The sequence below is a fragment of the Yonghaparkia sp. Soil809 genome (assembly GCF_001429705.1).
Lineage (GTDB): Bacteria > Actinomycetota > Actinomycetes > Actinomycetales > Microbacteriaceae > Microcella.
In genome coordinates this window covers 195,500-219,044 of record NZ_LMSV01000001.1, presented here as the reverse complement: position 1 = coordinate 219,044, position 23,545 = coordinate 195,500, and the positions used below count along the sequence as shown (strand labels likewise).

Genomic DNA, 23,545 nt, shown 5'->3' with positions numbered 1-23,545 from the left:
TCCATGGATTTCGGAGCAGTACTCCAGACCAACCCGCCCGCCAGCCGCACCGTCCACCTCGCGAAGCTCGCCGAGCAGTACGGCTTCAGCCATGTGTGGACCTTCGACAGCCACATCCTGTGGCAGGAGCCGTACGTCATCTACTCGGCGATCCTCGCCGAGACGCATCGCGTGAAGGTCGGCCCCTTCGTCACGAACCCCGCCACGCGCGACTGGACGGTCACCGCGAGCGTCTTCGCGACCCTCAACGAGATGTACGGCAATCGGACGATCGTCGGCATCGGCCGCGGCGACTCGGCGGTGCGCGTCACGAACGGCAAGCCGACGACGCTCACGGAGCTGCGGGAGTCGATCCACGTCATCCGCGAGCTCGGCAACTCGCGCGCCGTCGAGTACAACGGCGCGATGCTGCAGCTGCCGTGGAGCCACGGCAGCGAGCTCGAGGTGTGGGTCGCCGCCTACGGCCCGCTCGCGCTCAAGCTCACTGGCGAGGTCGGCGACGGGTTCATCCTGCAGCTCGCCGACCTCGACATCGCGAAGTGGATGATCGAGACCGTGCGCACCGCGGCCGACAACGCCGGGCGCGACCCCATGTCGATAAAGTTCTGCGTCGCGGCGCCCATGTACGTCGGCACGGACTGGGATCACATGCGCAACCAGACCCGGTGGTTCGGCGGCATGGTCGGCAACCACGTCGCCGACATCGTCGCCAAGCACGGCGAGGGCTCGGAGGTGCCGCGGGCGCTCACCGACTACATCGCCGGGCGCGAGGGCTACGACTACAACACGCACGGCAAGGCGGGCAACGACCACGTCGACTTCGTGCCCGACGAGATCGTCGACCGGTTCTGCGTGCTCGGCTCGGCGCACGACCACATCGAGAAGCTCGAGGCGCTCCGCGACCTCGGGGTCGACCAGTTCGCCGGCTACCTCCAGCACGACAACAAGGAGGAGACGCTGCGCGTGTACGGCGAGACGATCATCCCCGCACTGCGCGGCACGAGGCGGGCCACGGCGTGACCGACGCCGCGATCGCCCTCACGCCGCCGCGCCAGCGCGCGCGCGATCGCGGCGCACGGCTGCGGCTGTGGGGCTACGGGCTGCTCGGCCTGCTGCTGCTCGCGGTCGGCTGGGAGCTCTACAAGGCGATGGGGCCGGCCGACGGCGTCGTCATCGGCGACGCGCGCGTGCTCCCTCGCACGAGCGACCTCGCGATGCCCCACGTGTGGGAGATGGCGACGCGGCTGCTCGAGCCGGTGACGCGCGCCGAGGGTGCGCGGCCGCTGTGGCTCGAGATCGTGCTCGCCGCGGCCCTCACGCTCGGCATCGCCGCGGCGGGCTGGGTCGTCGGCGTCGTCGTCGGCATCGGCCTCGCGCTCATCATGCAGCGCTGGCACCTCGCCGAGTCGGCGATGCTGCCGTGGATCGTGCTGAGCCAGACGGTGCCGCTCATCGCCTTCGCGCCGCTCGTCCGCAGCTGGGGCTCGCGCATCGAGATCGGCGCCTTCGAGTGGCAGGACTGGATGAGCGTCGCGGTCATCGCGAGCTACCTCGCGTTCTTCCCCGTCGCGGTCGGCGCGCTGCGGGGTCTGCAGGCGCCCGACGCGATCCACCTCGAGCTGCTGCGCACGTACTCGGTCGGCTGGTGGGCGACGCTGCGCAGCGTCCGCCTGCCCGCCGCCGTGCCGTACCTGCTGCCGGCGCTGCGGCTCGCCGCGGCGAACGCCGTCGTCGGCGCGATCGTCGCCGAGGTGTCGACGGGCCTCCAGGGCGGCATCGGCCGCCTCATCATCCAGTACGCCGGGCAGGCGAGCGGCGACCCGGCGAAGGCGTGGGCCCCGATCGCGGGCGCCGTCACCCTCGGCCTCATCGCCGCGGGGTCCGTCGCGATCCTCGGCCTCATCTTCCGGAACTACCGACGCGCGGAGGCGACGCAATGATCCCCACCAGCACCTCGACCCCCCCGAGCGCTGCGACCGCCGTGAGCGCGCGGGGCGTCGACAAGACGTTCTCGACCAAGCAGGGCGAGGTCGTCGCGCTCAGCGGCATCGACCTCGACGTCGCGCCCGGCGAGTTCGTCTCCCTCATCGGCCCCTCCGGCTGCGGCAAGTCGACCCTCCTGCGGCTCATCGCCGATCTCGACTCCCCGAGCGCGGGCACCGTCGAGGTCTTCGGCACGAGCGCGCACCAGGCCCGGCTCGACCAGCGGTACGGCATCGCCTTCCAGCAGGCGGGGCTGCTGCCCTGGCGCACCGTCGCGGGCAACATCGCCCTGCCGCTCGAGCTGCACGGCATGGCGCCCGCCGAGCGCACTGCTCGCGTCGACGAGCTCGTCGCGCTCGTGGGCCTCGGCGACTTCGCGCAGAAGTTCCCCGACCAGCTCTCCGGCGGCATGCAGCAGCGCGTCGCGATCGCCCGCGCCCTCGCCGAGAAGCCCGCCCTCCTGCTCATGGACGAGCCCTTCGGCGCCCTCGACGAGATGACCCGCGAGTACATGCAGACCGAGCTGCTGCGCATCGCCGCCGAGACCGGCGCCGCGGTGGTCTTCGTCACCCACTCCATCCCCGAGGCGGTGTACCTGAGCGACCGCGTCGTCGTCATGTCGCCGCGCCCCGGCCGCATCGCCGACATCGTGCCGATGCGCCTCGGCCGCGCCGCCGACCGCGCCGACGACCTGCGTGAGGACGGCGCCTTCTTCGAGATGATCACCGCGGTGCGCGAAGCGCTCCACGGCGCTCCCGTCACCGGGCCGCGCGGGGTCGAGACGCGATGAGCCGCCCCCCGGTCGTCGAGCGCGTGCCGAGCACGGCCGAGCGCCTGCTCGCGCCGGTCATCCTCGGCGTCGTCGTCATCGTGCTGTGGCAGCTGCTCGCCGGGAGCGGCCTCATCGAGGCCTACCTCCTGCCGAGCCCCGCCGCGATCGGCGCGGAGATCGCCGCGTTCCTGCCGTCGATGGCGAGCGCGGCCGGGCTCACGGGTCTCAACGCGCTCATCGGCCTCCTTGCGGGCACGATCGTGGGCATCGTCGCGGCCCTCGTCGCCTCCGCCGCCCGCATCATCGACGGGATGCTCGCGCCGATCGTCGCCGCCCTCGCGGTCGTTCCGATCGTGGCCCTCGCCCCCGTGCTCAACACGGCGTTCGGCGCCGACGCGCAGACCGGCAGGCAGCTCATCGCGGCGCTCGCCGCCTTCGTGCCGGTCTTCATCAACACCGCGCGGGGCCTGCGGCAGACGCGCCCCGTGCACCGCGACCTCATGCGCGCCTACGCCGCGACGCCGTGGCAGGTGATGCGGACCATCACGCTGCGCACCGCCGCGCCCTTCACCTTCACGGGCATCCGTCTCGCGTCGTCGCTCGCCGTGATCTCGGCGCTCGTCGCCGAGTACTTCGGCGGCCCGCGCGGCGGGCTCGGCGGGCTCATCTCGACCTCGGCGGCCTCGAGCGCGTACCCGCGCGCCTGGGCGTACGTCGTCGCCGCGATCGTGCTCGGCCTCGCCTTCTACCTCGTCGCGCTCGCCATCGAGCGCGCCGTCTCGCGCCGAGGCTGACGCGAGGGCACCGCACCCGCTCCACCGACCCGCACCTCCAGACCCCGCACCACACCACCCCGGGAAGCACTGAAAGGACACGACATGATCCACAGCACCCGTCGCCTCGCGACGATCGGCGCGCTCGGCCTGACCGCCGCGCTCGCACTCTCCGCCTGCGCCGCCGACACGGGAGGCGCCGACGGCGGCTCCGGCTCCGGCTCCGACGGCGAGCTCACCGAGGTCAAGCTGCAGCTGCAGTGGCTGCCGCAGGGCCAGTTCGCCGGCTACTTCGCCGCGCAGGAGCAGGGCTACTTCGAGGAGGCCGGCCTGGACGTCGAGATCATCCCCTCCGGCGGCGACATCGTGCCGCAGGACGCCCTCGCGAACGGCGACGTCGACTACGCGATCGCCTGGGTGCCGAAGGTGCTCGGCTCGATCGAGGCCGGCGCGAACGTCACCAACATCGCGCAGATCTTCCAGCGCTCGGGCACGCTGCAGGTCGCGTGGGCCGACAGCGGCATCGAGTCGGTCGCCGACTTCGAGGGCAAGAAGATCGGCTCGTGGGGCTTCGGCAACGAGTGGGAGATCTTCGCCGCTATGGCGGAGGAGGGCCTCGACTCCACGACGGTCGAGATCATCACGCAGGACTTCAACATGAACGCCTTCCTCTCCGGCGACATCGATGCGGCCCAGGCGATGACGTACAACGAGTACGCGCAGGTGCTCGAGACGGTGAACCCCGAGACGGGCGAGCTGTACACGCCCGACGACCTGAACGTCATCAGCTACGAGGACACCGTCGGCGCGATGCTCCAGGACGCGATCTGGGCCGACACCGAGCGACTCGAGAGCGACGAGCCGTACCAGGAGACGACGGTCGCCTTCCTCAAGGCCGTCATCAAGGGCTGGGTGTACGCCGCCGAGAACCCGGAGGACGCCGCCCAGATCACGATCGACGCGGGCTCCGGCTGGGGCCCGAGCCACGAGCTGTGGATGGTCAACGAGACCAACAAGCTCATCTGGCCGGCTCCGGACGGCATCGGCTACATCGACGAGGGCGCGTTCGACGACACCGTCGCGGCCGCGCTGAGCGCCGTCAACGAATCGGGTGCGAGCCTGATCACCGAGGAGCCCGGCGACGGCGTCTGGACGAACGAGTACATCGAGCAGGCTCTCGCCGAGCTCGATGAGGAGGGCGTCGACGTCTTCGGCGAGGGCTTCGAGCCCATCGAGGTCGAGCTCATGGAGGGCGGCAACTAGCCCCTGTCGACCGACCTGCGGGGGCGGGATGCCCGAGTCGGGCATCCCGCCCCTTCTTCGCCCCCGGCTCCCAGCCGACAGGCCGCACGATTGCCGCATGACGTTCGACGCCACGCGCGCCGCTGGCAGGGAGCGGCTCGCCGAATTCGTCCCCCGAGCCGGCCGCGCCTACGCCGCCGAGCGCAACACCGACCGAGGCCCGCACGACCGGGCGAACGTCTCGACGCTCTCGCCGTGGGTGCGTCACCGCCTCATCACCGAGCGCGAGGTCGTCGAGGCGGTGCTCGAGCGGCACTCGCTCGACGCGGCGGGGAAGTTCGTGCAGGAGGTCTACTGGCGCACCTACTGGAAGGGCTGGCTCGAGCTGCGGCCGAGCGTGTGGTCGCGGTACGGCGCGGCGATCGCGCCGGCGCTCGAGGGGCTCAGCGCCGCCGACCGCGCGACCTACGACGACGCCGTCGCCGGCCGCACCGGCATCGACGGTTTCGACGACTGGGCGCGCGAGCTCGTCGAGCTCGGCTACCTGCACAATCACGCCCGCATGTGGTTCGCGAGCATCTGGATCTTCACGCTGCGCCTGCCCTGGCAGCTCGGCGCCGACCACTTCCTGCGCCACCTGCTCGACGGCGACCCCGCCTCCAACACGCTCTCGTGGCGCTGGGTGGCCGGGCTGCAGACCGTCGGCAAGACGTACCTCGCGACGACGCAGAACATCGACGTCGCGACGGAGGGCCGCTTCCGGCCGACCGGGCTCACGGCGGAGGCTCCCGCCGTGAGCGAGGACGCGCCCGTGCCGCCTCCCGCCGCGCCGCCCGGCGCCGTCGCCCCGCCGCGCGGGCGTGTCGCGCTCCTGCTGCACGAGGACGACCTGCACGCCGAGAGCCTCGCCGCGCAGCTCGGGACGGCCGGTGCCGAGGTCGTCGCCGTCGCGAGCCCGGTGGCGGGGGAGGAGCGCTCCCCGGTCGGGGCGCGCGGCCCGCTCGTGGCCGAGTTCACCGCGCACGCGCTCGCCGATGGCCGCGATCGCGCGGCGACCGCGTTCGGAGCGCCGGCGGTCGCGATCGACGGGATGCGGGCATCCGCCCTCATCGAGTGGACGCGCGCCCACGGCGCCACGGCCATCGTGACGCCCTATGCGCCCGTCGGCCCCGCCCGCGCGCGGCTCGACGCGGCCGCCGCGGAGCTCGCCGCCGAGGGGCTGAGCCTCACGATGCTGCTGCGCGAGTGGGACGCCACGGCGTGGCCGCACGCGACGCGCGGGTTCTTCCCGTTCCGCGAGCGGATCCCTGCGCTCCTGCGCACTCAGCGAATCGGCCGGGACGGACGATAATGAGCACCATCCCGTCCCTCCGACTCAAGGACCGATAGCGATGACCGACATTCTGAACCGGTCGCACACCACCCAGCCCGACCTCGACCCGGCCGACGGCGCCCGCGCCCTCGAGCTCGATCGCCAGTACGTCTTCCACTCGTGGAGCGCGCAGGGCGCCCTCGCCCCGTTCGTCATCGCGGGCGCGGCAGGCAGCGAGGTCTGGACGTACGACGGCGCGCGCTACCTCGACTTCTCGAGCCAGCTCGTCAACACCAACATCGGCCACTCGCACCCGAAGGTCGTCGCGGCGATCCAGCAGCAGGCCGCCGAGCTCGCGACCGTCGCCCCCGCCCACGCCAATCTGGCGCGCGGCGAGGCGGCCAAGCGCATCGTCGAGAAGGCCGGCCCCGGCTTCGCGAAGGTCTTCTTCACCAACGGCGGCGCCGACGCGATCGAGAACGCCATCCGCATGGCGCGCCTGACGACGCGCAAGCACAAGGTCATCTCGACCTTCCGCAGCTACCACGGCAACACGGGCGCCGCGATCGCCGCGACGGGCGACTGGCGCCGCATGCCCAACGAGTACGCGTGGGGCCACCTGCGCGTGTTCGGGCCGTTCCTGTACCGCAGCGAGTTCCACTCCACGACCGAGGCCGAGGAGTGCGAGCGCGCCCTCCAGCACCTCGAGCGCACCATCCAGGCCGAGGGGCCCGACACGATCGCCGCGATCGTGCTCGAATCGGTGCCGGGCACCGCCGGCATCTTCTCTCCGCCCGCCGGCTACCTCGCGGGCGTGCGCGCGATCTGCGACCGCTACGGCATCGTCTGGATCGCCGACGAGGTCATGGCCGGCTTCGGCCGCACGGGCGAGTGGTTCGCCTGGCAGGGCGAGGCCGTCAACCCCGAGGGCGTCGTGCCCGACCTCATCGCCTTCGCGAAGGGCGTGAACTCCGGCTACGTGCCCGTCGGCGGCGTCGTCATCTCGCCCGACATCGCCGCGGCGTTCGACGAGCGCGTCTTCCCCGGCGGCCTCACCTACTCGGGCCACCCGCTCGCGATGGCCTCGATCGTCGCCTCGATCGACGCGATGACCGACGAGGGCATCGTCGAGAACGCGAAGATGATCGGCGAGAAGCACCTCGGCCCGGGCCTGCGGGCGCTCGCCGAGAAGCACGACATGATCGGCGAGGTGCGCGGCCTCGGCGTCTTCTGGGCGCTCGACCTCGTCACCGACCGCGCGACGCGGGAGCCCGTCGCCGCGAGCGTCATCGGGAAGCTGAAGGCGGAGCTCATGAAGCGGCACGTGCTGCCGTTCGCGGCCGACAACCGCATCCACGTCGTGCCGCCGTGCATCGTCACGCCGGAGGAGGTCGAGCGCGCGCTCGTCGCCTACGACGAGGCCTTCGCGGCCGTCGCCGCGGGCTGAGAGCCGGCGNCGGGCGGGCATCCCGAATCGGATGCCCGCCCGCCGTCGTGCGAGAATGGAGCGTTATGCCTACCTCCCCCTACCGCGTCGACGTGCGCGACCTCATGCACCGCGCCGGCGAGATGCGCGAGAAGTCGCTCGCCTTCGACGTGCCCGAGCAGCTCGGCGCCTCGGTCGTCACGGTTCCGCAGGGGACGCCCATCGAGATCGACCTGCGACTCGAGGGCCTGCACGAGGGGATCTTGGTCTCGGCGACGGTCACGACGACCGCCGTTGGCGAGTGCGTGCGCTGCCTCGACCGTGTCGAGCTGCCGCTCGAAGTCGAATTCCAGGAGGTTTTCGCGTATTCTCCTGACGACGCCTTCGACTACACGGTTCACGACAACCACGTGGATTGTGAACCTGTTGTTCGGGATGCGGTAGTGCTGTCGCTGCCGTTCCAGCCGGTGTGCCGACCTGATTGCCCCGGTCTCGACCCCGAGACCGGCGAGCGCCTGGCCGACCACCCGGAGCGGACGCCGCGCGAGATCATCGATCCGCGCTGGGCCGCTCTGCAGGGCTTTGCCGCAGAGACCACTGACAGCACCGACCAGAGCACGAACTGACGGAAGACTCCGGCGCCTCCGCGCGCTGACACGAGAGAGAGAAGAGATCATGGCTGTTCCCAAGCGGAAGAAGTCGCGCGCCAACACCCACGCGCGCCGCTCGCAGTGGAAGGCGGAGGTTCCCACCCTCGTCAAGACCATCGAGAACGGCAAGGTCGTCTACAGCCTTCCGCACCGCGCCCGCGTGGTCGAGGACTCGGCGGGCACCCCGCTGTTCCTCGAGTACAAGGGCCGCAAGGTCGCCGACGTCTAACGTGTCCGGCGCCGCGTCCTCTCCGCAGAGACGCACGCCTGCGCGCGCCCGCGAGAGCGCTCCCGATCGCTCGGAGCTCACGCGGGCGCTCGGCGTATCCGTCGACCCCGAGCTGCTCGAGGTCGCGCTGACCCACCGCTCGTGGGCGTACGAGAACAACGCTCCTCGCACCAACGAGCGGCTGGAGTTCCTGGGCGACGCCATCCTCGGGCAGGCCGTGACGGTCATGCTGTACTCGCGCTACCCCGACCTCGACGAGGGCGATCTGGCCAAGCGCCGCGCCTCGCTCGTGTCGGCGGTCGCACTCTCGGAGGTCGCCCGCTCGATCGGTCTCGGCGATCATGTGAAGCTCGGCAAGGGCGAGGAGCTCACGGGCGGCCGCGACAAGTCGTCCATCCTCGCCGACACGCTCGAGGCGCTCATCGGCGCGACATTCCTCGACCTCGGCGACGACGCCGCGACCGACCTGGTGCTGCGCCTCGTCGCCCCGCTCGTCGCCGACCCGACGCGCTTCGGTGCGGCGATGGACCCGAAGACCTCTCTCCAGGAGCTCGCCGCGCACCTCGGCCACGGCCTGCCCGTCTACGAGCTCACCGACACCGGCCCCGACCACTCGAAGCGGTTCACCGCGACGGTGCTGCTCTCGGGCGAGCCGATCGCGTCGGGCGAGGGCACGAGCAAGAAGCAGGCCGAGATGGCCGCCGCGCTCACCGCCTGGACGACGCTGCAGGGCCGCCCCTCGGCCTGATGCCCGAGCTCCCCGAAGTCGAGGTCGTGCGCCACGGCCTCGCCCCCGCCATCACGGGCGCGACGATCACCTCGGTGCGCGTGCTCGACGAGCGCTCGCTGCGCCGGCACGACGGCCCCGCCGAGGACTTCATCGATCGCCTCACGGGCGCGCGCATCGACTCGGCCGTGCGCCGCGGCAAATTCCTGTGGATGCCCGTGGCGGTCGGCGACGCCGCCCCCGCCGGCGGGACGGGAGCGTTCGGCGACCCCATCGAAGCGGTCGTCGTCCACCTCGGCATGAGCGGCCAGGTCCTGCTGCGGAGCGTCGATGAGGAGGTCGCCCCGCTCACGCGCATCGTGCTCGGCGTCGCGCATCCCCATCACGGAGACCTGCGCGTGGACTTCGTCGACCAGCGCATCTTCGGCTCGATGGCGCTCGACGCGCTCGCCCGCACCCCCGACGGCGCGCCCGGCGGATACGGCAGCACCCTGCCGCTCGTGCCGGGGCAGGTGGCGCACATCGCGCGCGACCCGCTCGACCCGGCGTTCGACGATGCGCGGTTCCTCGCCGCGCTGCGCTCCCGTCGCACAGGCATCAAGCGCGCCCTGCTCGACCAGGGGCTCATCAGCGGCATCGGCAACATCTACGCGGACGAGTCGCTGTGGGCCGCGCGCCTTCACTACGACCAGCCGACCTGGTCGATCTCGACGAGGAAGGCGCGCGAGCTGCTGGGCGAGGTGCGTGCCGTGCTGCGCCGCGCGCTCGAGGAGGGCGGCACGAGCTTCGATGCGCAGTACGTCAACGTCAACGGCGCCTCGGGGTACTTCAGCCACTCGCTGCGCGCCTACGGGCAGCACGGCACGCCGTGCTCGCGCTGCGGGCGGATGCTCGTGCGCGAGCAGTTCATGAACCGCGGGTCGCACTACTGCCCCCGCTGCCAGCGCCTGCGCGCGGTGCGCGGCGCGGCCTGAGCCGGGGTGGCGGTTCGGCCCGAGCCGCGCATTCCCTCTTCGCGCTGCCACCCTCTCGACCTATCGATCAGTCGTTGACGGGCGCGCCGGCCTTGGCCGCAATGAGTGACCGATAGACGGTGGTGAGGACCACCGGCACGGCGCACGACCGGCGCTACCGAGGTCGGCGGGCGCGGCCTCGGTCAGTGCGCGACGAGCACGGTCGCGATCGCGTCGGCGGCGCGCTGCGGGGCGCGGGCGGCGCGCTGCGGGGCGCGGGCGGCGGGGATGCCCGTCCCGAGCCGCGCGGCTCCGGCGCGGTACCCGGGCTCGCCGAGCGCGCGCCCGGCGGCCGAGGCGATCCGCGCGGACGACGCGCGCTTCGGCAGGGCCGGGCCGGCCCCGGCATCCTGCACCGCTCGCGCGACCATCGGCTGGTCGATCATCGGGTGCAGGGGCAGCATCACGAGGGGCAGCCCGTGCGCGAGGGCCGCGGTCGTCGTGCCGTACCCGCCGTGCCCGATCACGAGAGCGCTGCGGCGCATGGCCTCGGCGTGGGGGAGGACGCGGTGCACCTCGGCTCCCGCGGGGAGGCGCAGGTATGCGGGGTCGATCGCCGGACCTGTCGTGACGATGACCGGGCGGTCGAGCGCGGCGGCGCCGTCGAGGGCGCATTGCAGGACGATGCGCCGGCCGGTCAGGTTGTTGGTGCTCAGACTCGGGAGGATCGCCTCGCCGGTGGCGGGCCGCGACTCCTTTGGCGCGACCTGGTAGCCGTTGTGAAGGTCCGGTCCGCCCCGGTGGCGGCTAGACCTGCCGCAGGTCCTTCCGCCACGCGCCCTCGTAGATGAACGGCCGGAACCCGAGCGCCTCGTTGACGTCGAGCATGTGCCGGTTCTCCTCGGCGTTGTAGGTCGTGATCGACCGGCGCTCGGGGTGGTGCTCCTGCAGCAGGCGAAGGTTCTCGGCCTTGAGCAGAAGCCCGAGCCGGTGACCGCGGTGCTCGCGCAGGACGAGCGTGTCCTCCTGCCAGGGCGCGCGGTCCTGCTCGGCGGGGACGGCGATCTCGGTGAACCCGACGAGGGCTCCCGACGGGACGTGCTCGACCGCGGTCGTGAGCGCGATCCGCACGCCCGCGTTCGACTCCTCGTCGGTCAGGAGGCGCTCGATCGTCCACTCGTCCTCGGGCTCCTCGAGGCCCGCGCTCGGTGCGTCGGTGCTCATGCGGGTCAGGAGGTGCACGATGCCCTCGCGCCACTGCGGCGGGGTGCGGTCGACCCACGAGTGGAGGAGGTACTGCGCCGCCGGCGCCGACGCGCGAGCGCGAGCCGTGGCGGCAGCCAGGAGCTCGCGGTCGACGGGCAGCGGCAGGCGCGAGCCGCGCACGACCTGCTCGAGCGTGTAGCCGAGCTCGCGCAGCAACCGCACCTCGGGGTTGCCGGCGGGGACGGAGCCGAACCCGGTGGGGGCATCCACCCGCTCGCCGACCGCCACCAGCGCGACGCCCGACGGCCCGCCCGCAGCAGGGTCGGGCGAGGGAGCGTAGACGATGCCTTTGGTGCGGCCCTCGGCGATCGCGGCGGCCTCGAGCGCGAGGCTCAGCGCGCGGCCGATGCCCCGACGGCGGAACTCGGGCAGCACCTCGGCGATCATCCACGCCGTCTCGGTCTCGGTGGCGCGCCGCTCGCCCACCCCGCGCGCGACGATGCGGCCGTCGACGCGGGCGACGAGCAGGATCTTCGGCTCGTGGGGGTCGAGCCAGCCGGGCAGCAGCATCTCCGCGCTCGCCGCGACGTCATCGGTGCCGGCATCGTGGACCCGCACCGCGTTGCGCACGTCGACGCTCGCGCGGAAGTCGTCGGCTCCGGGCGCGTCGAGGCTCGGCGGGATGCTCAGCTGCTCGATCACGAACGTCGTCATCCCGCGCCTCCAGAACCGTCGGCCAGCCCGCAAGGCTACAGCGCACCGACCGGCTACGGTAGGGGTCGATCGTCCACCGACCCCCGAGACGGAGCGCGCGCGTGCACCTGAAGAGCCTGACGCTCAAGGGCTTCAAGTCGTTCGCGCAGCCGACCACCTTCCAGTTCGAGACGGGCGTCACGTGCGTCGTCGGGCCCAACGGCTCGGGCAAGTCGAACGTCGTCGACGCCCTCGCCTGGGTCATGGGCGAGCAGGGCGCGAAGACGCTCCGCGGCGGCACGATGAGCGACGTCATCTTCGCCGGCACCGCGACGCGCGGGCCGCTCGGCCGGGCCGAGGTTCAGCTGACGATCGACAACTCCGACGGGATGCTCCCGATCGAGTACACGGAGGTCACGATCTCCCGCACGCTGTTCCGCAACGGCGGCAGCGAGTACGCGATCAACGGGCAGTCGTGCCGGCTCCTCGACGTGCAGGAGCTCCTGAGCGACTCCGGTCTCGGGCGCGAGATGCACGTCATCGTCGGCCAGGGCCAGCTCGACGCCGTCCTCCACGCGAGCCCGGAGGAGCGCCGCGGCTTCATCGAGGAGGCCGCCGGAATCCTCAAGCACCGTCGCCGCAAGGAGAAGACGGTCCGCAAGCTCGAGGCGATGCAGTCGAACCTCACGCGCCTCAACGACCTCGCGGGCGAGATCCGTCGCCAGCTGACCCCGCTCGGCCGGCAGGCGGAGATCGCGCGCGAGGCGCAGACGATCGCCGCGATCGTGCGGGATGCCCGTGCCCGCCTCCTCGCGGACGAGGTCGTCGCCGTGCGCGCCTCGCTCGCCGACCACCAGCGCAGCGAGAGCGAGCGCACGAGCGAGCGCATCGTCGTGCAGGAGCAGCTCGATCAGGCGCGCATCCGCGTCTCGCGCATCGAGAGCCAGATGGTCGGCGACGCGGTCGACACCGCGCGCCGCACCTCGTTCGCGCTCGAGCAGGTGCAGGAGCGCGTGCGCTCCCTCAGCTCGCTCGCGCAGCAGAAGCTCACGCTGCTCAGTCAGCAGGCGGAGCTCCCCGGCATGCAGTCGACCGTCACGCAGGCCATGGTCGACGAGGCGCTCGCCGAGGCCGAGGCCCTGCAGTCGGGCGTCGCCGACGCCGAGCGCGCGGTCGGCGAGGCCGCGGCCCGCACGTCCACCGCACGCGCCGCGCTCGACTCGCTCGACGAGGAGATCGCGGCCCAGTCGGCCCTCGTCTCGCAGCACGACCTCGAGCTCGCCGGGCTCGCGAGCCGCGTCGACGTCGCGCGCTCGACCCTCGCCGCCGCGCGCGGCGAGCTGCTGCGCCAGGAGCACTCTCTCGAGGCCGCGCGCGCCCGCCAGGAGTCCTCCCGCGCCGAGCTCGCCGCCCTCCCGGCGCTCGAGGACGCCGCCGATGCCGACGCCGAGCTCGACTCCGCCCTGGCCGCGGCCGACGCGCGCGTCGCGGCGCTGTCGTCCACGATCGACTCCGAGCGGGATGCCCTGCACGCGCTCGAGCGCGAGCGCGACGCCCTCGCCGCTCGCGTGAGCGCCCTGTCGCAGGCGATCGACTCCGGCGACGGCGCGAGCGGCCTCATCGGCTCGGCGGGCGTGCGCGGACTCGTCGCCGACCACCTCCAGGTGAAGCCGGGCTTCGAGGCCGCGATCGCCGCGGCGCTCGGCTCGCTCGCCGAGGCCGTGCTCGTCGACGACCTCGACGCCGGTCTCGCCGCGCTCGAGCGCGCGCGCGACGCGGATGCGGGCCGCGTCGAGGTCGTGCTCGCCGAGCTGCGCACGGCCGCCGCCCCGACGACGGGCCTCCGGTCGACGGGCGGCCTCACCCCCGCGATCGACGTCGTCACCGCCCCGCCCGGCGTCGCCGACCTGCTCTCGCGCACCCTCATCGCCGACGACCTCGCCGCGGCGCGCGCCGCATGGCCCGCGATCGAGCGGCTCGGCGCCGTGACCGACGCTGTGAACGTCGTCACGCGCGAGGGCGACGTGCTCACGCGCTCCGTCCTCCGGGGCGGGTCGGGCGCCGGCCGCAGCCGCCTCGAGCTCGCCGCCGAACGCGACGCCGCCGCCGAGCGCCTCGCCGACGTCTCGACGGGCATCGAGCGCGCCCGCTTCACCCTCGACGAGTCGCGCACCGCTCTCGCCGACGCGCGTCGCACCGCGACCGAGGCGCTCGCCGCCGTCCGCGACCAGGATGCCCAGCGCGCGGCCCGCAGCGAGCAGGTCTCGCGCGCCCGCGCCCAGGCGGAGGCCGCCGAGGCCGAGGCCGCGCGCCTCGCCGCCTCGCTCGAGAAGGCGCAGGAGGTCGTCCGCGAGGCCGAGTCCGGAGTCTCGCGCGCCGAGAGCGCCCACGCCGACTTCGCCGCCCGTCCGCGCCCCATGCTCGACGCGAGCGCGCGCGACGGGCTCGTCGGCGAGCTCGAGGCCGCGCGCGCGACCGAGATGGAGCGCCGCATCGAGCTCGAGACCGCGCGCGAGCGCGTCCGCGCCGAGCGCGAGAGGGCCGTCCAGCTCGAGCGCCGCCGCGAGGCCGAGCGCGCCGCGGCGGAGGAGGCGGCCCGCCGTGCGGTGCTTCGCCAGAAGCAGGTCGAGCGCGCCGCCCGCGTCGCCGAGTCGCTTCCGGCTGTGCTCGCCGCCGTCGACCGCTCGGTCGCCGAGGCGCGGGTCGAGCTGCACCGCGCCGAGACCGAGCGCCAGCAGCAGAACGAGGAGCTCGGCGAGCTGCGCCGCTCCGAGTCGGCGCTGCGCGAGCGCCTGCACGCGATCACCGAGAACGTCCACGGCCTCGAGCTGCAGATCTACGAGAAGAAGCTGCACCTCTCGCAGCTCCTCGAGCGCGCGGGCGATGAGCTCGGCCTCGTCGAGGACGTCCTCGTCGCCGAGTACGGCCCCGCCGTCCCGGTTCCCGACGACGACGCCCTGACCGCCGCGGCGCGCGCGGTCGCCGACGCCGTCGCCGCCGAGGCGGCCTCGCGCGTCAACCCCGACCCGGATGCCCCGCTCTTCGACCCCACGACCGACGAGGAGTCGGCCCGCGTCGCCGAACTCGTCGCCGAGGGCCGCGCGCACCCGCTCGCCGCGCCCGCTGCCGATGCCGACGAGCCGGGGGCCCCCGCGGGCCGCCCGTTCGATCGGGCCGAGCAGCAGGCGCGCCTCGCGCGGGCCGAGCGCAAGCTCAGCCAGCTCGGCCGCGTGAACCCGCTCGCCCTCGAGGAGTTCGCCGCGCTCGAGCAGCGCCACAAGTTCCTCAGCGAGCAGCTCACCGACCTCGCCAACACACGACGCGATCTGCTCGCGATCATCGACGAGCTCGACGAGACGATGCAGCACATCTTCGCCGCGGCCTTCGCCGACACGAAGGACGCCTTCGACCGGGTCTTCCCGATCCTCTTCCCGGGCGGCACGGGCCAGCTGCTGCTGACCGACCCCGAGAGCATGCTCACCACCGGCATCGAGGTCACGGTGAAGCCGGCGGGCAAGAAGATCGAGCGGCTGAGCCTGCTGAGCGGCGGCGAGCGGTCGCTCGCGGCCGTCGCGCTGCTCATCGCGATCTTCAAGGCGCGCCCGAGCCCGTTCTACATCATGGACGAGGTCGAGGCGGCGCTCGACGACGCCAACCTCGGCCGCCTGCTGACGATCTTCCGCGACCTGCGCGAGACCAGCCAGCTCATCATCATCACGCACCAGAAGCGCACGATGGAGATCGCCGACGCCCTCTACGGCGTCAGCATGCGGCAGGACGGCGTGAGCGCCGTCGTCGGCCAGCGCGTGCAGGCCCCCGACCTCGAGGCCACAGCGAGCTGAGGCGGCTCATCACCCGGCGGTGAGCCACTGCGCGAGCATGACGATGATGCCGCTCGGCCCGCGCACGTAGGTGAGCGTGACGGCCCCCTGGTAGTCGGCGACCCCGCGGAGCGGGTAGCAGCCGTGCCGGGCCGCGATCTCGAGCGCGGCGTCGAGATCGTCGACCGAGAACGCTACGCGGTGCATCCCGATCTCGTTGGGCAGCGTCGGCTCGGTCTCGATCGCCTCGGGGTGGATGTACTCGAAGAGCTCGAGCTGCCCCGAGCCGTCCGGAGTCTGCAGCAGGGCGATGCGGGCGTGGTTGCCGTCGAGCCCGACGGCCGTGTCGGCCCACTCGCCGCTGATCTCGTCGCGCCCGGAGACGGTCAGCCCCAGGTCGGTGAAGAAGGCGATCGCGGCGTCGATGTCACGGACGGCGATGCCGACGTTCTCGAATGTGATGGACATGGTCGGATGCTAGACCTCGCGCCGGTCCTCAGCGAACGACGGTCGGCAGCACGGGCTCGCCGCGGCCCAGCCGGAAGGCCTCGAGCGGCAGCTCGGCGATCGCGGCCGCGTGGTGCATCCGCGCCCGGCGCACGCCCTCGGCGCCGATCCAGCGCTCGTCGGCCTCACCGCCGAGCAGCAGGGGGACGGTGAGCGGGCGCACGGTGCCGCCGTGGCTCCCCTCCGTCACTGCGGAGGCGTCCTCATCGGGCACGCCGTCGCGGTCGTCGTCGACGAGGATGTGCTCGGCGATCGCGCGCCCGTCGTGCAGGAGCCGCTCGCCCCGCTTGGCCCCGCCGAGCGACACCTTGTCCGGGCTCCTCTTCGCCACGGGCATCCACGTCTCGGAGGCGTCGGCGCGATGCGCGACGAGCTTGTAGACGAAGCCGGCCGCGGGGGAGCCGGAGCCCGTGACGACGGAGGTGCCGACCCCGAAGCTGTCGACGGGCGCCCCGCGGAGGGCCGCGATCGTGTGCTCGTCGAGGTCGTTGGTGACGGTGATGCGCGTGCCGGTCGCGCCGAGGGAGTCGAGCTGCGCGCGCACCTCGCGCACGAGGGCGGGCAGGTCGCCGGAGTCGAGGCGCACCGCGCCGAGCTGCGGACCGGCGACGCGGACGGCCGTCTCGACGCCCGCCCGCACGTCGTACGTGTCGACGAGCAGGGTCGTCCCGGCGCCGAGGGCCTCGACCTGGGCGCGGAAGGCGGCTTCCTCGGTGTCGTGAAGCAGCGTGAACGAGTGCGCGGCCGTGCCCATCGTCGGGATTCCCCAGCGTCGCCCGGCCTCGAGGTTCGAGGTCGCGCTGAAGCCGGCGATGTAGGCGGCGCGGGCGGCGGCGACGGCGGCCTCCTCGCCCGTGCGGCGGGATCCCATCTCGGCGAGGGGGCGCCCGTCGGCGGCGGCGACCATGCGGGCGGCGGCCGTCGCGACCGCGGTGTCGTGGTTCAGGATGCTCAGCACGACCGTCTCGAGCACGACCGCCTCGGCGAAGGTCCCGGTGACCGTCAGCAGCGGCGAGTTCGGGAAGTACAGCTCGCCCTCCCGGTAGCCGTGCACGCTGCCCGTGAAGCGGTAGTCGGCGAGGTACCGCAGCGTCGTCTCGTCGACGACGCGTTTGTCGCTCAGCCAGTCGAGCTCGGCCGTGCCGAAGCGGAAGTCGGCGATCGCCTCGAGCACGCGCCCCGTGCCGACGACGACGCCGAAGCGCCGGCCGCCGGGAAGCCGCCGCCCGAAGACCTCGAACACGCACGGCCGATGCGCGCGGCCCGAGCGCAGCGCGGCCTCGATCATCGTCAGCTCGTAGCGGTCGGTGAGCAGCGCTGTCGTCACCCGCTCAGCCTAGGCCTCTAGGTTTCGACCGTGACTGCCCCTACCCGCTGGCTCACCGCCGAGCAGCTCGGCCCGCACTTCGACGACGGCGGGCGCATCATCCTCATCGAGAACCACGACGTCTTCCGTCGTCGGCCGACGCACCGGCTCAAGGCGCACCTCTACTTGAGCGCGCTGCGGCATCGCGCGCGCGAGCTTGGGCTTCGGGGCGAGCTCGTCGAGGCGCCGTCGTACGCCGCCGCGCTGCGCGAGCGCGGGCTCACGCGCGAGCGGCTCGAAGTGGTCGGGGCGACCTCGTGGGCGCAGGCCCGGCTCGTCGAGCGGCTCGGGGCGAGCATCCTGCCCGATCGCGGCTTCGTGACCGATCGCGCGACGTTCGCGGCGTGGGCGGAGGGGAGGAAGCCCACCCAGCTGCTCATGGACCGCTTCTACCGCGAGGTCAGAGAACGCACCGGCATCCTCATGGAGGGCGGCGAGCCCGTCGGCGGGCAGTTCAGCTTCGACCACGACAACCGCGAGCGCCCGCCGAAAGGCGCTGTGTCGCTCGGGCTGCCCGACCCGTGGCGGCCCGTCGAGGACGACATCGATGCGAGCGTGCGCGAGACGCTGGATCGGCTCGAGGCCGACGGCGTGCGGTTTCTGGGGGCGGATGCTCCGCGCGCGTTCGCGGCGACGCGCGACGAGGCCCTCGCCGCCCTCGATGACGTCATCGGCACGAGGCTGACCGACTTCGGCCCGTTCGAGGACGCCTCGCTGCAGGGCGACGACACCATGGCCCACAGCCGCTTGAGCGTGCCGCTCAACCTGGGGCTGCTGCACCCGCTCGAGATCGTCGACCGCGTCGTGGCGGAGCACGCCGCGGGGAATGCCCCGCTCAACAGCGTCGAGGGGCTGGTGCGGCAGCTCATCGGCTGGCGCGACTGGGTGTGGCACCTGCACTGGCACCTGGGGCCCGACTACGTCGAGCGCAGCAACTTCCTCGGTGCGACGACGCCGCTGCCGGCCGAGTGGTGGGAGCTCGACGGTGCGGGGGTGCAGGCCCGCTGCCTGAGCCACGTGCTCGACGGCGTCGGCCGCACGGGCTACGCGCACCACATCCAGCGGCTCATGGTGCTCGGCAACTTCGCGCTGCAGCGCGGGTACGACCCGGCCGAGCTGACGGCGTGGTTCCAGGGCGCGTTCGTCGACGGCACGCCGTGGGTCATGCCCGCGAACGTCGTCGGCATGAGCCAGTTCGCCGACGGCGGGATGGTCGCGACGAAGCCTTATGCGAGCGGCGGGGCGTACATCGACCGCATGAGCGACTTCTGCGGGTCGTGCCGGTTCTCGCCCTCGAAGCGGCTGGGGGAGGATGCGTGCCCGTTCACCGCCGGGTACTGGGCGTTCCTCGACCGGGTCGAGCCGCGCATCCGTGGCAATCATCGCATGGCGCAGCCGCTCGCGGGGCTGCGCCGCCTCGCCGACCGCGAGGAGGTCGTCGCGCAGGAGCGCACCCGCACGACGTACTGAGCCGCACGCCGTCATGGCGCGGAGGACGAGAGGAAGTGGGTGCGAGTTCTCGCAGTGTGCCATCCGCGGCACGTGCCGCGAGCGGCGTCTCCGTGCCGTCAGCGGCACACTCGCGAAGCGCGTCCACGACACCCCGCCGGGACAACCGCGCCCCCCTCTAGACTCTCGGGGTGAGCAGCGCGCCGATCGGAGTCTTCGATTCCGGCGTCGGCGGCCTCACCGTCGCCCGCGCGATCATCGACCAGCTGCCGCACGAGCAGCTGCTCTACCTCGGCGACACGGCGAACGGCCCCTACGGCCCGCGCCCGATCGCCGAGGTGCGCGAGCACGCGCTCGCGGTGCTCGACGAGCTCGTCGATCAGGGCGTGAAGGCGCTCGTGATCGCGTGCAACACGGCGAGCGCGGCGATGTTCCGCGACGCGCGCGAGCGGTTCGAGCAGGGTCACGGCATCCCCGTCATCGAGGTCATCCAGCCGGCCGTGCGCCAGGCGGTGCGCCGCACGCGCACGAAGCGCATCGGCGTCATCGGCACCGAGGGCACGATCCGCTCGGGCGCCTACACCGACGCCTTCGTCGCCGACCCCGAGCTCGTCATCACGACCGCGGCCGCCCCGCGCTTCGTCGAGTTCGTCGAGGCCGGCATCACGACGGGCCCCGAGCTCATGGCCGTCGCCGCCGAGTACCTCGCCCCGCTGCGCGAGGCCGAGATCGACACGCTCGTGCTCGGCTGCACGCACTACCCGCTGCTCGCCGGGGCGATCCAGTACGTCGTCGGCCCCGAGGTCTCGCTCGTCTCGAGCGCCGAGGAGACCGCCTACGACGTCTACCGCCGCCTCGTCGAGCACGACCTGCTGTCGCAGGCGACGGATGCCCCGCGCCACGTCTTCGAGGCGACCGGCCCCGACACGCAGCGGTTCCGGCAGCTCGCCGCCCGCTTCCTCGGCCCGGAGGTCTCGCGCGTCGAGACCTTCGCGACCGGCACGATCCCCCTCCCGAAAGGCACCCCATGACCACGATCGCCGAATCCACGGGCCTCGGCTCGAGCAAGCGCGCCGACGGCCGCGCCGCCGACGAGCTGCGCCCCGTCACGATCGAGCGCGGCTGGAGCGCCCAGGCCGAGGGCAGCGCGCTCATCACGTTCGGCGGCACGAAGGTGCTGTGCACGGCGAGCTTCACCAACGGCGTGCCGCGCTGGCTCACCGGCAAGGGCAAGGGGTGGGTCACCGCCGAGTACGGCATGCTGCCGCGCTCGACGAACAGCCGCATGGACCGCGAGAGCGTCAAGGGCAAGGTGGGCGGCCGCACGCACGAGATCTCGCGCCTCATCGGCCGCAGCCTGCGCGCCGTCGTCGACACGAAGGCGCTCGGCGAGAACACGATCGTCATCGACTGCGACGTGCTGCAGGCCGACGGCGGCACCCGCACGGCCGCGATCACGGGCGCCTACGTCGCGCTCGCCGACGCGATCGAGTGGGGCCGCGCTCAGGGCTTCATCGGCAAGAAGTCCGTCGCGCTCAAGGACTCGGTCGCGGCGATCAGCGTCGGCATCATCGACGGCGTCCCCCTGCTCGACCTGCCCTACGTCGAGGACGTCCGCGCCGAGACCGACATGAACGTCGTCGTGACGGGGTCGGGGAAGTTCGTCGAGGTGCAGGGCACGGCCGAGGGCGCGCCCTTCGACCGCGCCGAGCTCGACGCGCTGCTCGACCTCGCGCTCGGCGGCTGCCGCACGCTCGCCGAGCACCAGCGAGAGGCGCTCGGGCTGTGAGCGCGATGCGGGTCGTCGTCGCGACGCACAACGCGCACAAGGTGCAGGAGCTCCAGCGCATCCTCGGCGCCCAGGTGCCCGACCTCGAGCTTCTCGCCTACGACGGTCCCGCGCCCGAGGAGGACGGCGACTCGTTCGCCGCTAACGCTCTCATCAAGGCCAGGGCCGCGGCCGCGCACACGGGGCTCCCCGCGATCGCGGACGACTCCGGGATCTCGGTGGATGCCCTCGGCGGCGCCCCGGGCATCCACTCGGCCTACTACTCGGGGCAGCGCGATGACGCGGCCAACGTGCGCCACCTGCTGAGCGAGCTCGCCGCCCTCGGGGCCGACGCCGATCGCACGGCGCAGTTCACGTGCGCCGCGGCGCTCGTCGACCCGACCGAGACGGTCGACGGGGCTCCGTTCGAGGCCGTCGAGCTCGGCATCTGGCCCGGCCGCGTCGCCGCCGAGGCCGCCGGCGGGGGAGGGTTCGGCTACGACCCGATCTTCGTGCCCGACGGCCTGACGGTCACGAGCGCGGAGATCACGGCCGACGAGAAGAACGCGATCAGCCACCGCGCGCTCGCCTTCGCGGCGCTCGCCGCGGTGCTGCGCGAGCGCGCCGCTCGCTAGCCCGCCCGCGCCGACGCGCTCGCCTACGCTGGGAGGCATGGTCGAATCGGGGGTGCGCGCGGCGCTCAGCGGCGCCGCCTCCACGGCCGCCGACGACTACCTCAAGACGATCTACTCGCACACCGAGTGGCAGCCCGAGCCGATCACGCCGAGCCAGCTCGCCATGCGCCTCGGCCTCGCCCCGTCGAGCGTCACCGAGATGGTGAAGAAGCTCGCCGCCGCCGGTCTCGTCGACCACCGCCCGTACTCGGCGATCTCGCTCACGGCCGACGGCGAGCGGCGCGCCCTCGCGATGCTCCGCCGGCACCGGCTCATCGAGACCTGGCTCGTGCGCGTGCACGGCTACGGCTGGGACGAGGTCGATGAGGAGGCCGAGGTGCTCGAGCACGCCATCAGCGACCGCCTGCTCGACGCGATCGACGCCCAGCTCGGGCACCCGGACCGCGACCCGCACGGCGATCTCATCCCGAGCGCCACGGGCGCGCTCACGCGGCCCGACGCCGTGCGCCTCGACGCCGCGCCGGTCGGATTCGCGGGCCGCGTCGTGCGCATCAGCGACCGCGACCCCGACACCCTGCGCGTCCTCGACCGGCTCGGCATCGCGCTCGACGCTCCGCTGCGGGTCGCCGACGAGCAGACCGCCGCGGCCGGGGTCGCGATCGTGCGCGGGCCGGGCGGCCCCGTCGTGATCTCGCCGAGCGTCGCGGCGTCCGTGTGGCTCGAGCGGAGCATCCGGGCCTAATATTTCGGAATGCCGAAAAATGCGACGGATGCCCTGCCGCGCGATCCGCGTCCGGTAAGAGCCGCGCGGGGCGGCCTGCTCGTCGCTCCGCTGCTCGGACCGGCGATGGTCGCCGGCGTCGCGTACCTCGACCCGGGCAACGTCGCCGCGAACATGACGGCGGGCGCCGCGTTCGGCTACCTGCTCGTGTGGGTCGTCGTGACGGGCAACGTCATGGCGTGGCTCATCCAGTACCTGTCGGCGAAGCTCGGCATCGTCACCGGGCAGAGCCTGCCCGAGGCTCTCGGGAGGCGCTTCCGGTCGCGGTCCACGCGCTACGGCTACTGGCTGCAGGCCGAGGGCGTCGCGATGGCGACCGACGTCGCCGAGGTCATCGGCGGCGCCGTCGCCCTGCACCTCCTGTTCGATCTGCCGCTCATCGTCGGCGGGCTCATCACGGGCGTCGTGTCGATGCTGCTGCTCGTCCTGCAGTCCGAGCGGGGGGCGAAGCCGTTCGAGCGCGTCATCACCGGGCTCATGCTCGTGATCGCCGTCGGGTTCTGCGCCGGGCTCGTCATCGGGCCGCCCGACCCCGCGGAGGCCGCGGCGGGCCTCGTGCCGATGTTCGACGGGGCGGAGTCCGTGCTGCTCGCGGCGAGCATCCTCGGGGCGACCGTCATGCCGCACGCCATCTACGCGCACTCGGCCCTCACGCGCGACCGCTTCGGGCTCGTCGAGGCCGGCGTCGAGCGCCGCCTCGTGCTGCGCGCGACGAAGGTCGACGTCACGATCGCGCTCGCGATCGCCGGAACCGTCAACGTCGTGATCCTGCTCCTCGCCGCCGCGAACCTCGAGGGCGTGGAGGGCACCGAATCGCTCGAGGGAGCGCACGCCGCGCTCGGGAGCGCGCTCGGCGAGCCCGTCGCGCTGCTGTTCGCGATCGGCCTGCTCGCCTCGGGCCTCGCCTCGACCTCGGTCGGCGCCTACGCGGGCGCCGAGATCATGCGCGGGCTTCTGCACGTGAAGATCCCGCTGCTCGTGCGGCGCGCGATCACGATCACGCCCGCGCTGCTGCTGCTCGTCATCGGCGTCGACCCGACGCTCGCGCTCGTGCTCAGCCAGGTGGTGCTGAGCTTCGGCATCCCGTTCGCGCTCATCCCGCTCGTGCGGCTCACCGCCGACCGCGCGCTCATGGGCTCGGCGGTCAACGCGCGGCTGACCACGGCGCTCGCGATCCTCGCCGCGGGGCTGCTCATCGCGCTCAACGTCACGCTGCTCGTGCTCGTCGCGACGGGCGCGTAGGCGGGCGCCG

At 73.0% G+C, this 23,545-nt stretch carries 22 protein-coding genes; 18 read left to right on the top strand and 4 right to left on the bottom strand.

Going from position 1 to position 23,545, the window contains the following annotated elements; all coding sequences use genetic code 11:
* Window positions 1-3 precede the first annotated feature (3 nt).
* From ASG83_RS01105 to mutM, 11 genes are all read left to right on the top strand, one after another.
* Window positions 4-1,020, top strand: coding sequence for a TIGR03842 family LLM class F420-dependent oxidoreductase (locus tag ASG83_RS01105; RefSeq protein ID WP_055856101.1), 1,017 nt, complete (start codon window positions 4-6; stop codon window positions 1,018-1,020).
* A complete protein-coding gene (locus ASG83_RS01100; RefSeq protein WP_369813366.1) occupies window positions 1,017-1,940 on the top strand; it encodes an ABC transporter permease in 924 nt (307 codons plus the stop codon). Before ASG83_RS01105 ends, ASG83_RS01100 begins: the two co-directional genes overlap by 4 nt.
* Window positions 1,937-2,773 carry an ABC transporter ATP-binding protein gene (locus ASG83_RS01095; RefSeq protein WP_055856098.1) on the top strand — a complete coding sequence of 279 codons (837 nt, stop codon included), beginning with the start codon at window positions 1,937-1,939 and terminating at the stop codon, window positions 2,771-2,773. Before ASG83_RS01100 ends, ASG83_RS01095 begins: the two co-directional genes overlap by 4 nt.
* Window positions 2,770-3,549, top strand: a complete 780-nt coding sequence (locus tag ASG83_RS01090; protein ID WP_055856095.1) for an ABC transporter permease — start codon at window positions 2,770-2,772, stop codon at window positions 3,547-3,549. The genes ASG83_RS01095 and ASG83_RS01090 overlap by 4 nt, the downstream gene beginning before the upstream one ends.
* 84 nt (window positions 3,550-3,633) lie before the next feature.
* Complete coding sequence (locus tag ASG83_RS01085; protein ID WP_055856091.1) at window positions 3,634-4,791, top strand: ABC transporter substrate-binding protein; 1,158 nt, start codon at window positions 3,634-3,636, stop codon at window positions 4,789-4,791.
* A 97-nt stretch (window positions 4,792-4,888) separates the two neighbouring features.
* Window positions 4,889-6,121, top strand: a complete 1,233-nt coding sequence (locus ASG83_RS01080; RefSeq protein WP_055856087.1) for an FAD-binding domain-containing protein — start codon at window positions 4,889-4,891, stop codon at window positions 6,119-6,121.
* A 40-nt stretch (window positions 6,122-6,161) separates the two neighbouring features.
* Window positions 6,162-7,529 (top strand): aspartate aminotransferase family protein, encoded by a 1,368-nt coding sequence (locus ASG83_RS01075; RefSeq protein WP_055856085.1) that lies wholly within the window; start codon window positions 6,162-6,164, stop codon window positions 7,527-7,529.
* Window positions 7,530-7,621: 92 nt separating this feature from the next.
* Window positions 7,622-8,134: a DUF177 domain-containing protein gene (locus ASG83_RS01070; protein WP_235451400.1), complete on the top strand. Its 513-nt coding sequence runs from the start codon at window positions 7,622-7,624 to the stop codon at window positions 8,132-8,134.
* 49 nt (window positions 8,135-8,183) lie between these two features.
* A complete protein-coding gene (gene rpmF, locus ASG83_RS01065) occupies window positions 8,184-8,387 on the top strand; it encodes a 50S ribosomal protein L32 (RefSeq protein WP_055856078.1) in 204 nt (67 codons plus the stop codon).
* Window position 8,388: 1 nt separating this feature from the next.
* On the top strand, window positions 8,389-9,135 hold the full coding sequence (gene rnc / locus ASG83_RS01060; RefSeq protein ID WP_055856076.1) for a ribonuclease III: 747 nt from the start codon (window positions 8,389-8,391) through the stop codon (window positions 9,133-9,135).
* Window positions 9,135-10,088, top strand: coding sequence for a bifunctional DNA-formamidopyrimidine glycosylase/DNA-(apurinic or apyrimidinic site) lyase (gene mutM / locus ASG83_RS01055; RefSeq protein WP_055856073.1), 954 nt, complete (start codon window positions 9,135-9,137; stop codon window positions 10,086-10,088). The genes rnc and mutM overlap by 1 nt, the downstream gene beginning before the upstream one ends.
* A gap of 182 nt (window positions 10,089-10,270) precedes the next feature.
* On the opposite strand, the gene ASG83_RS01050 is transcribed toward mutM, so the two are convergent.
* Together ASG83_RS01050 and ASG83_RS01045 are read right to left on the bottom strand one after the other, a co-directional pair.
* Window positions 10,271-10,747 carry a glycosyltransferase gene (locus ASG83_RS01050; protein WP_369813380.1) on the bottom strand — a complete coding sequence of 159 codons (477 nt, stop codon included), beginning with the start codon at window positions 10,745-10,747 and terminating at the stop codon, window positions 10,271-10,273.
* 127 nt (window positions 10,748-10,874) lie between these two features.
* Window positions 10,875-11,987 (bottom strand): GNAT family N-acetyltransferase, encoded by a 1,113-nt coding sequence (locus ASG83_RS01045; protein ID WP_055856067.1) that lies wholly within the window; start codon window positions 11,985-11,987, stop codon window positions 10,875-10,877.
* A gap of 101 nt (window positions 11,988-12,088) precedes the next feature.
* Between ASG83_RS01045 and ASG83_RS01040 the strand changes: the two genes are divergently transcribed.
* A complete protein-coding gene (locus tag ASG83_RS01040; RefSeq protein WP_055856064.1) occupies window positions 12,089-15,808 on the top strand; it encodes a chromosome segregation SMC family protein in 3,720 nt (1,239 codons plus the stop codon).
* 9 nt (window positions 15,809-15,817) lie between these two features.
* Here ASG83_RS01040 and ASG83_RS01035 read toward each other — a convergent pair whose 3' ends face one another.
* Entirely contained in the window at window positions 15,818-16,255 is a 438-nt protein-coding gene (locus ASG83_RS01035; protein WP_055856061.1) for a VOC family protein, read from the bottom strand.
* Window positions 16,256-16,283: 28 nt separating this feature from the next.
* Entirely contained in the window at window positions 16,284-17,621 is a 1,338-nt protein-coding gene (locus ASG83_RS01030; protein ID WP_255357372.1) for a nicotinate phosphoribosyltransferase, read from the bottom strand.
* 30 nt (window positions 17,622-17,651) lie between these two features.
* On the opposite strand from ASG83_RS01030, the gene ASG83_RS01025 reads away from it, so the two are divergent.
* From ASG83_RS01025 to ASG83_RS01000, 6 genes are all read left to right on the top strand, one after another.
* Window positions 17,652-19,130, top strand: coding sequence for a cryptochrome/photolyase family protein (locus ASG83_RS01025; protein ID WP_055856058.1), 1,479 nt, complete (start codon window positions 17,652-17,654; stop codon window positions 19,128-19,130).
* Between the two features lie 170 nt (window positions 19,131-19,300).
* The gene (murI, locus tag ASG83_RS01020) at window positions 19,301-20,140 is read left to right on the top strand and encodes a glutamate racemase (protein ID WP_055856055.1); all 840 of its coding nucleotides are present in this window, start codon (window positions 19,301-19,303) and stop codon (window positions 20,138-20,140) included.
* Window positions 20,137-20,898: a ribonuclease PH gene (gene rph / locus ASG83_RS01015; RefSeq protein WP_055856052.1), complete on the top strand. Its 762-nt coding sequence runs from the start codon at window positions 20,137-20,139 to the stop codon at window positions 20,896-20,898. The genes murI and rph overlap by 4 nt, the downstream gene beginning before the upstream one ends.
* A 5-nt stretch (window positions 20,899-20,903) precedes the next feature.
* Window positions 20,904-21,512, top strand: a complete 609-nt coding sequence (gene rdgB / locus ASG83_RS01010) for an RdgB/HAM1 family non-canonical purine NTP pyrophosphatase (RefSeq protein WP_055858979.1) — start codon at window positions 20,904-20,906, stop codon at window positions 21,510-21,512.
* Between the two features lie 37 nt (window positions 21,513-21,549).
* A complete protein-coding gene (locus tag ASG83_RS01005) occupies window positions 21,550-22,254 on the top strand; it encodes a metal-dependent transcriptional regulator (RefSeq protein ID WP_055856049.1) in 705 nt (234 codons plus the stop codon).
* Window positions 22,255-22,263: 9 nt separating this feature from the next.
* Window positions 22,264-23,535: an Nramp family divalent metal transporter gene (locus tag ASG83_RS01000; RefSeq protein ID WP_055856046.1), complete on the top strand. Its 1,272-nt coding sequence runs from the start codon at window positions 22,264-22,266 to the stop codon at window positions 23,533-23,535.
* Window positions 23,536-23,545 lie beyond the last annotated feature (10 nt).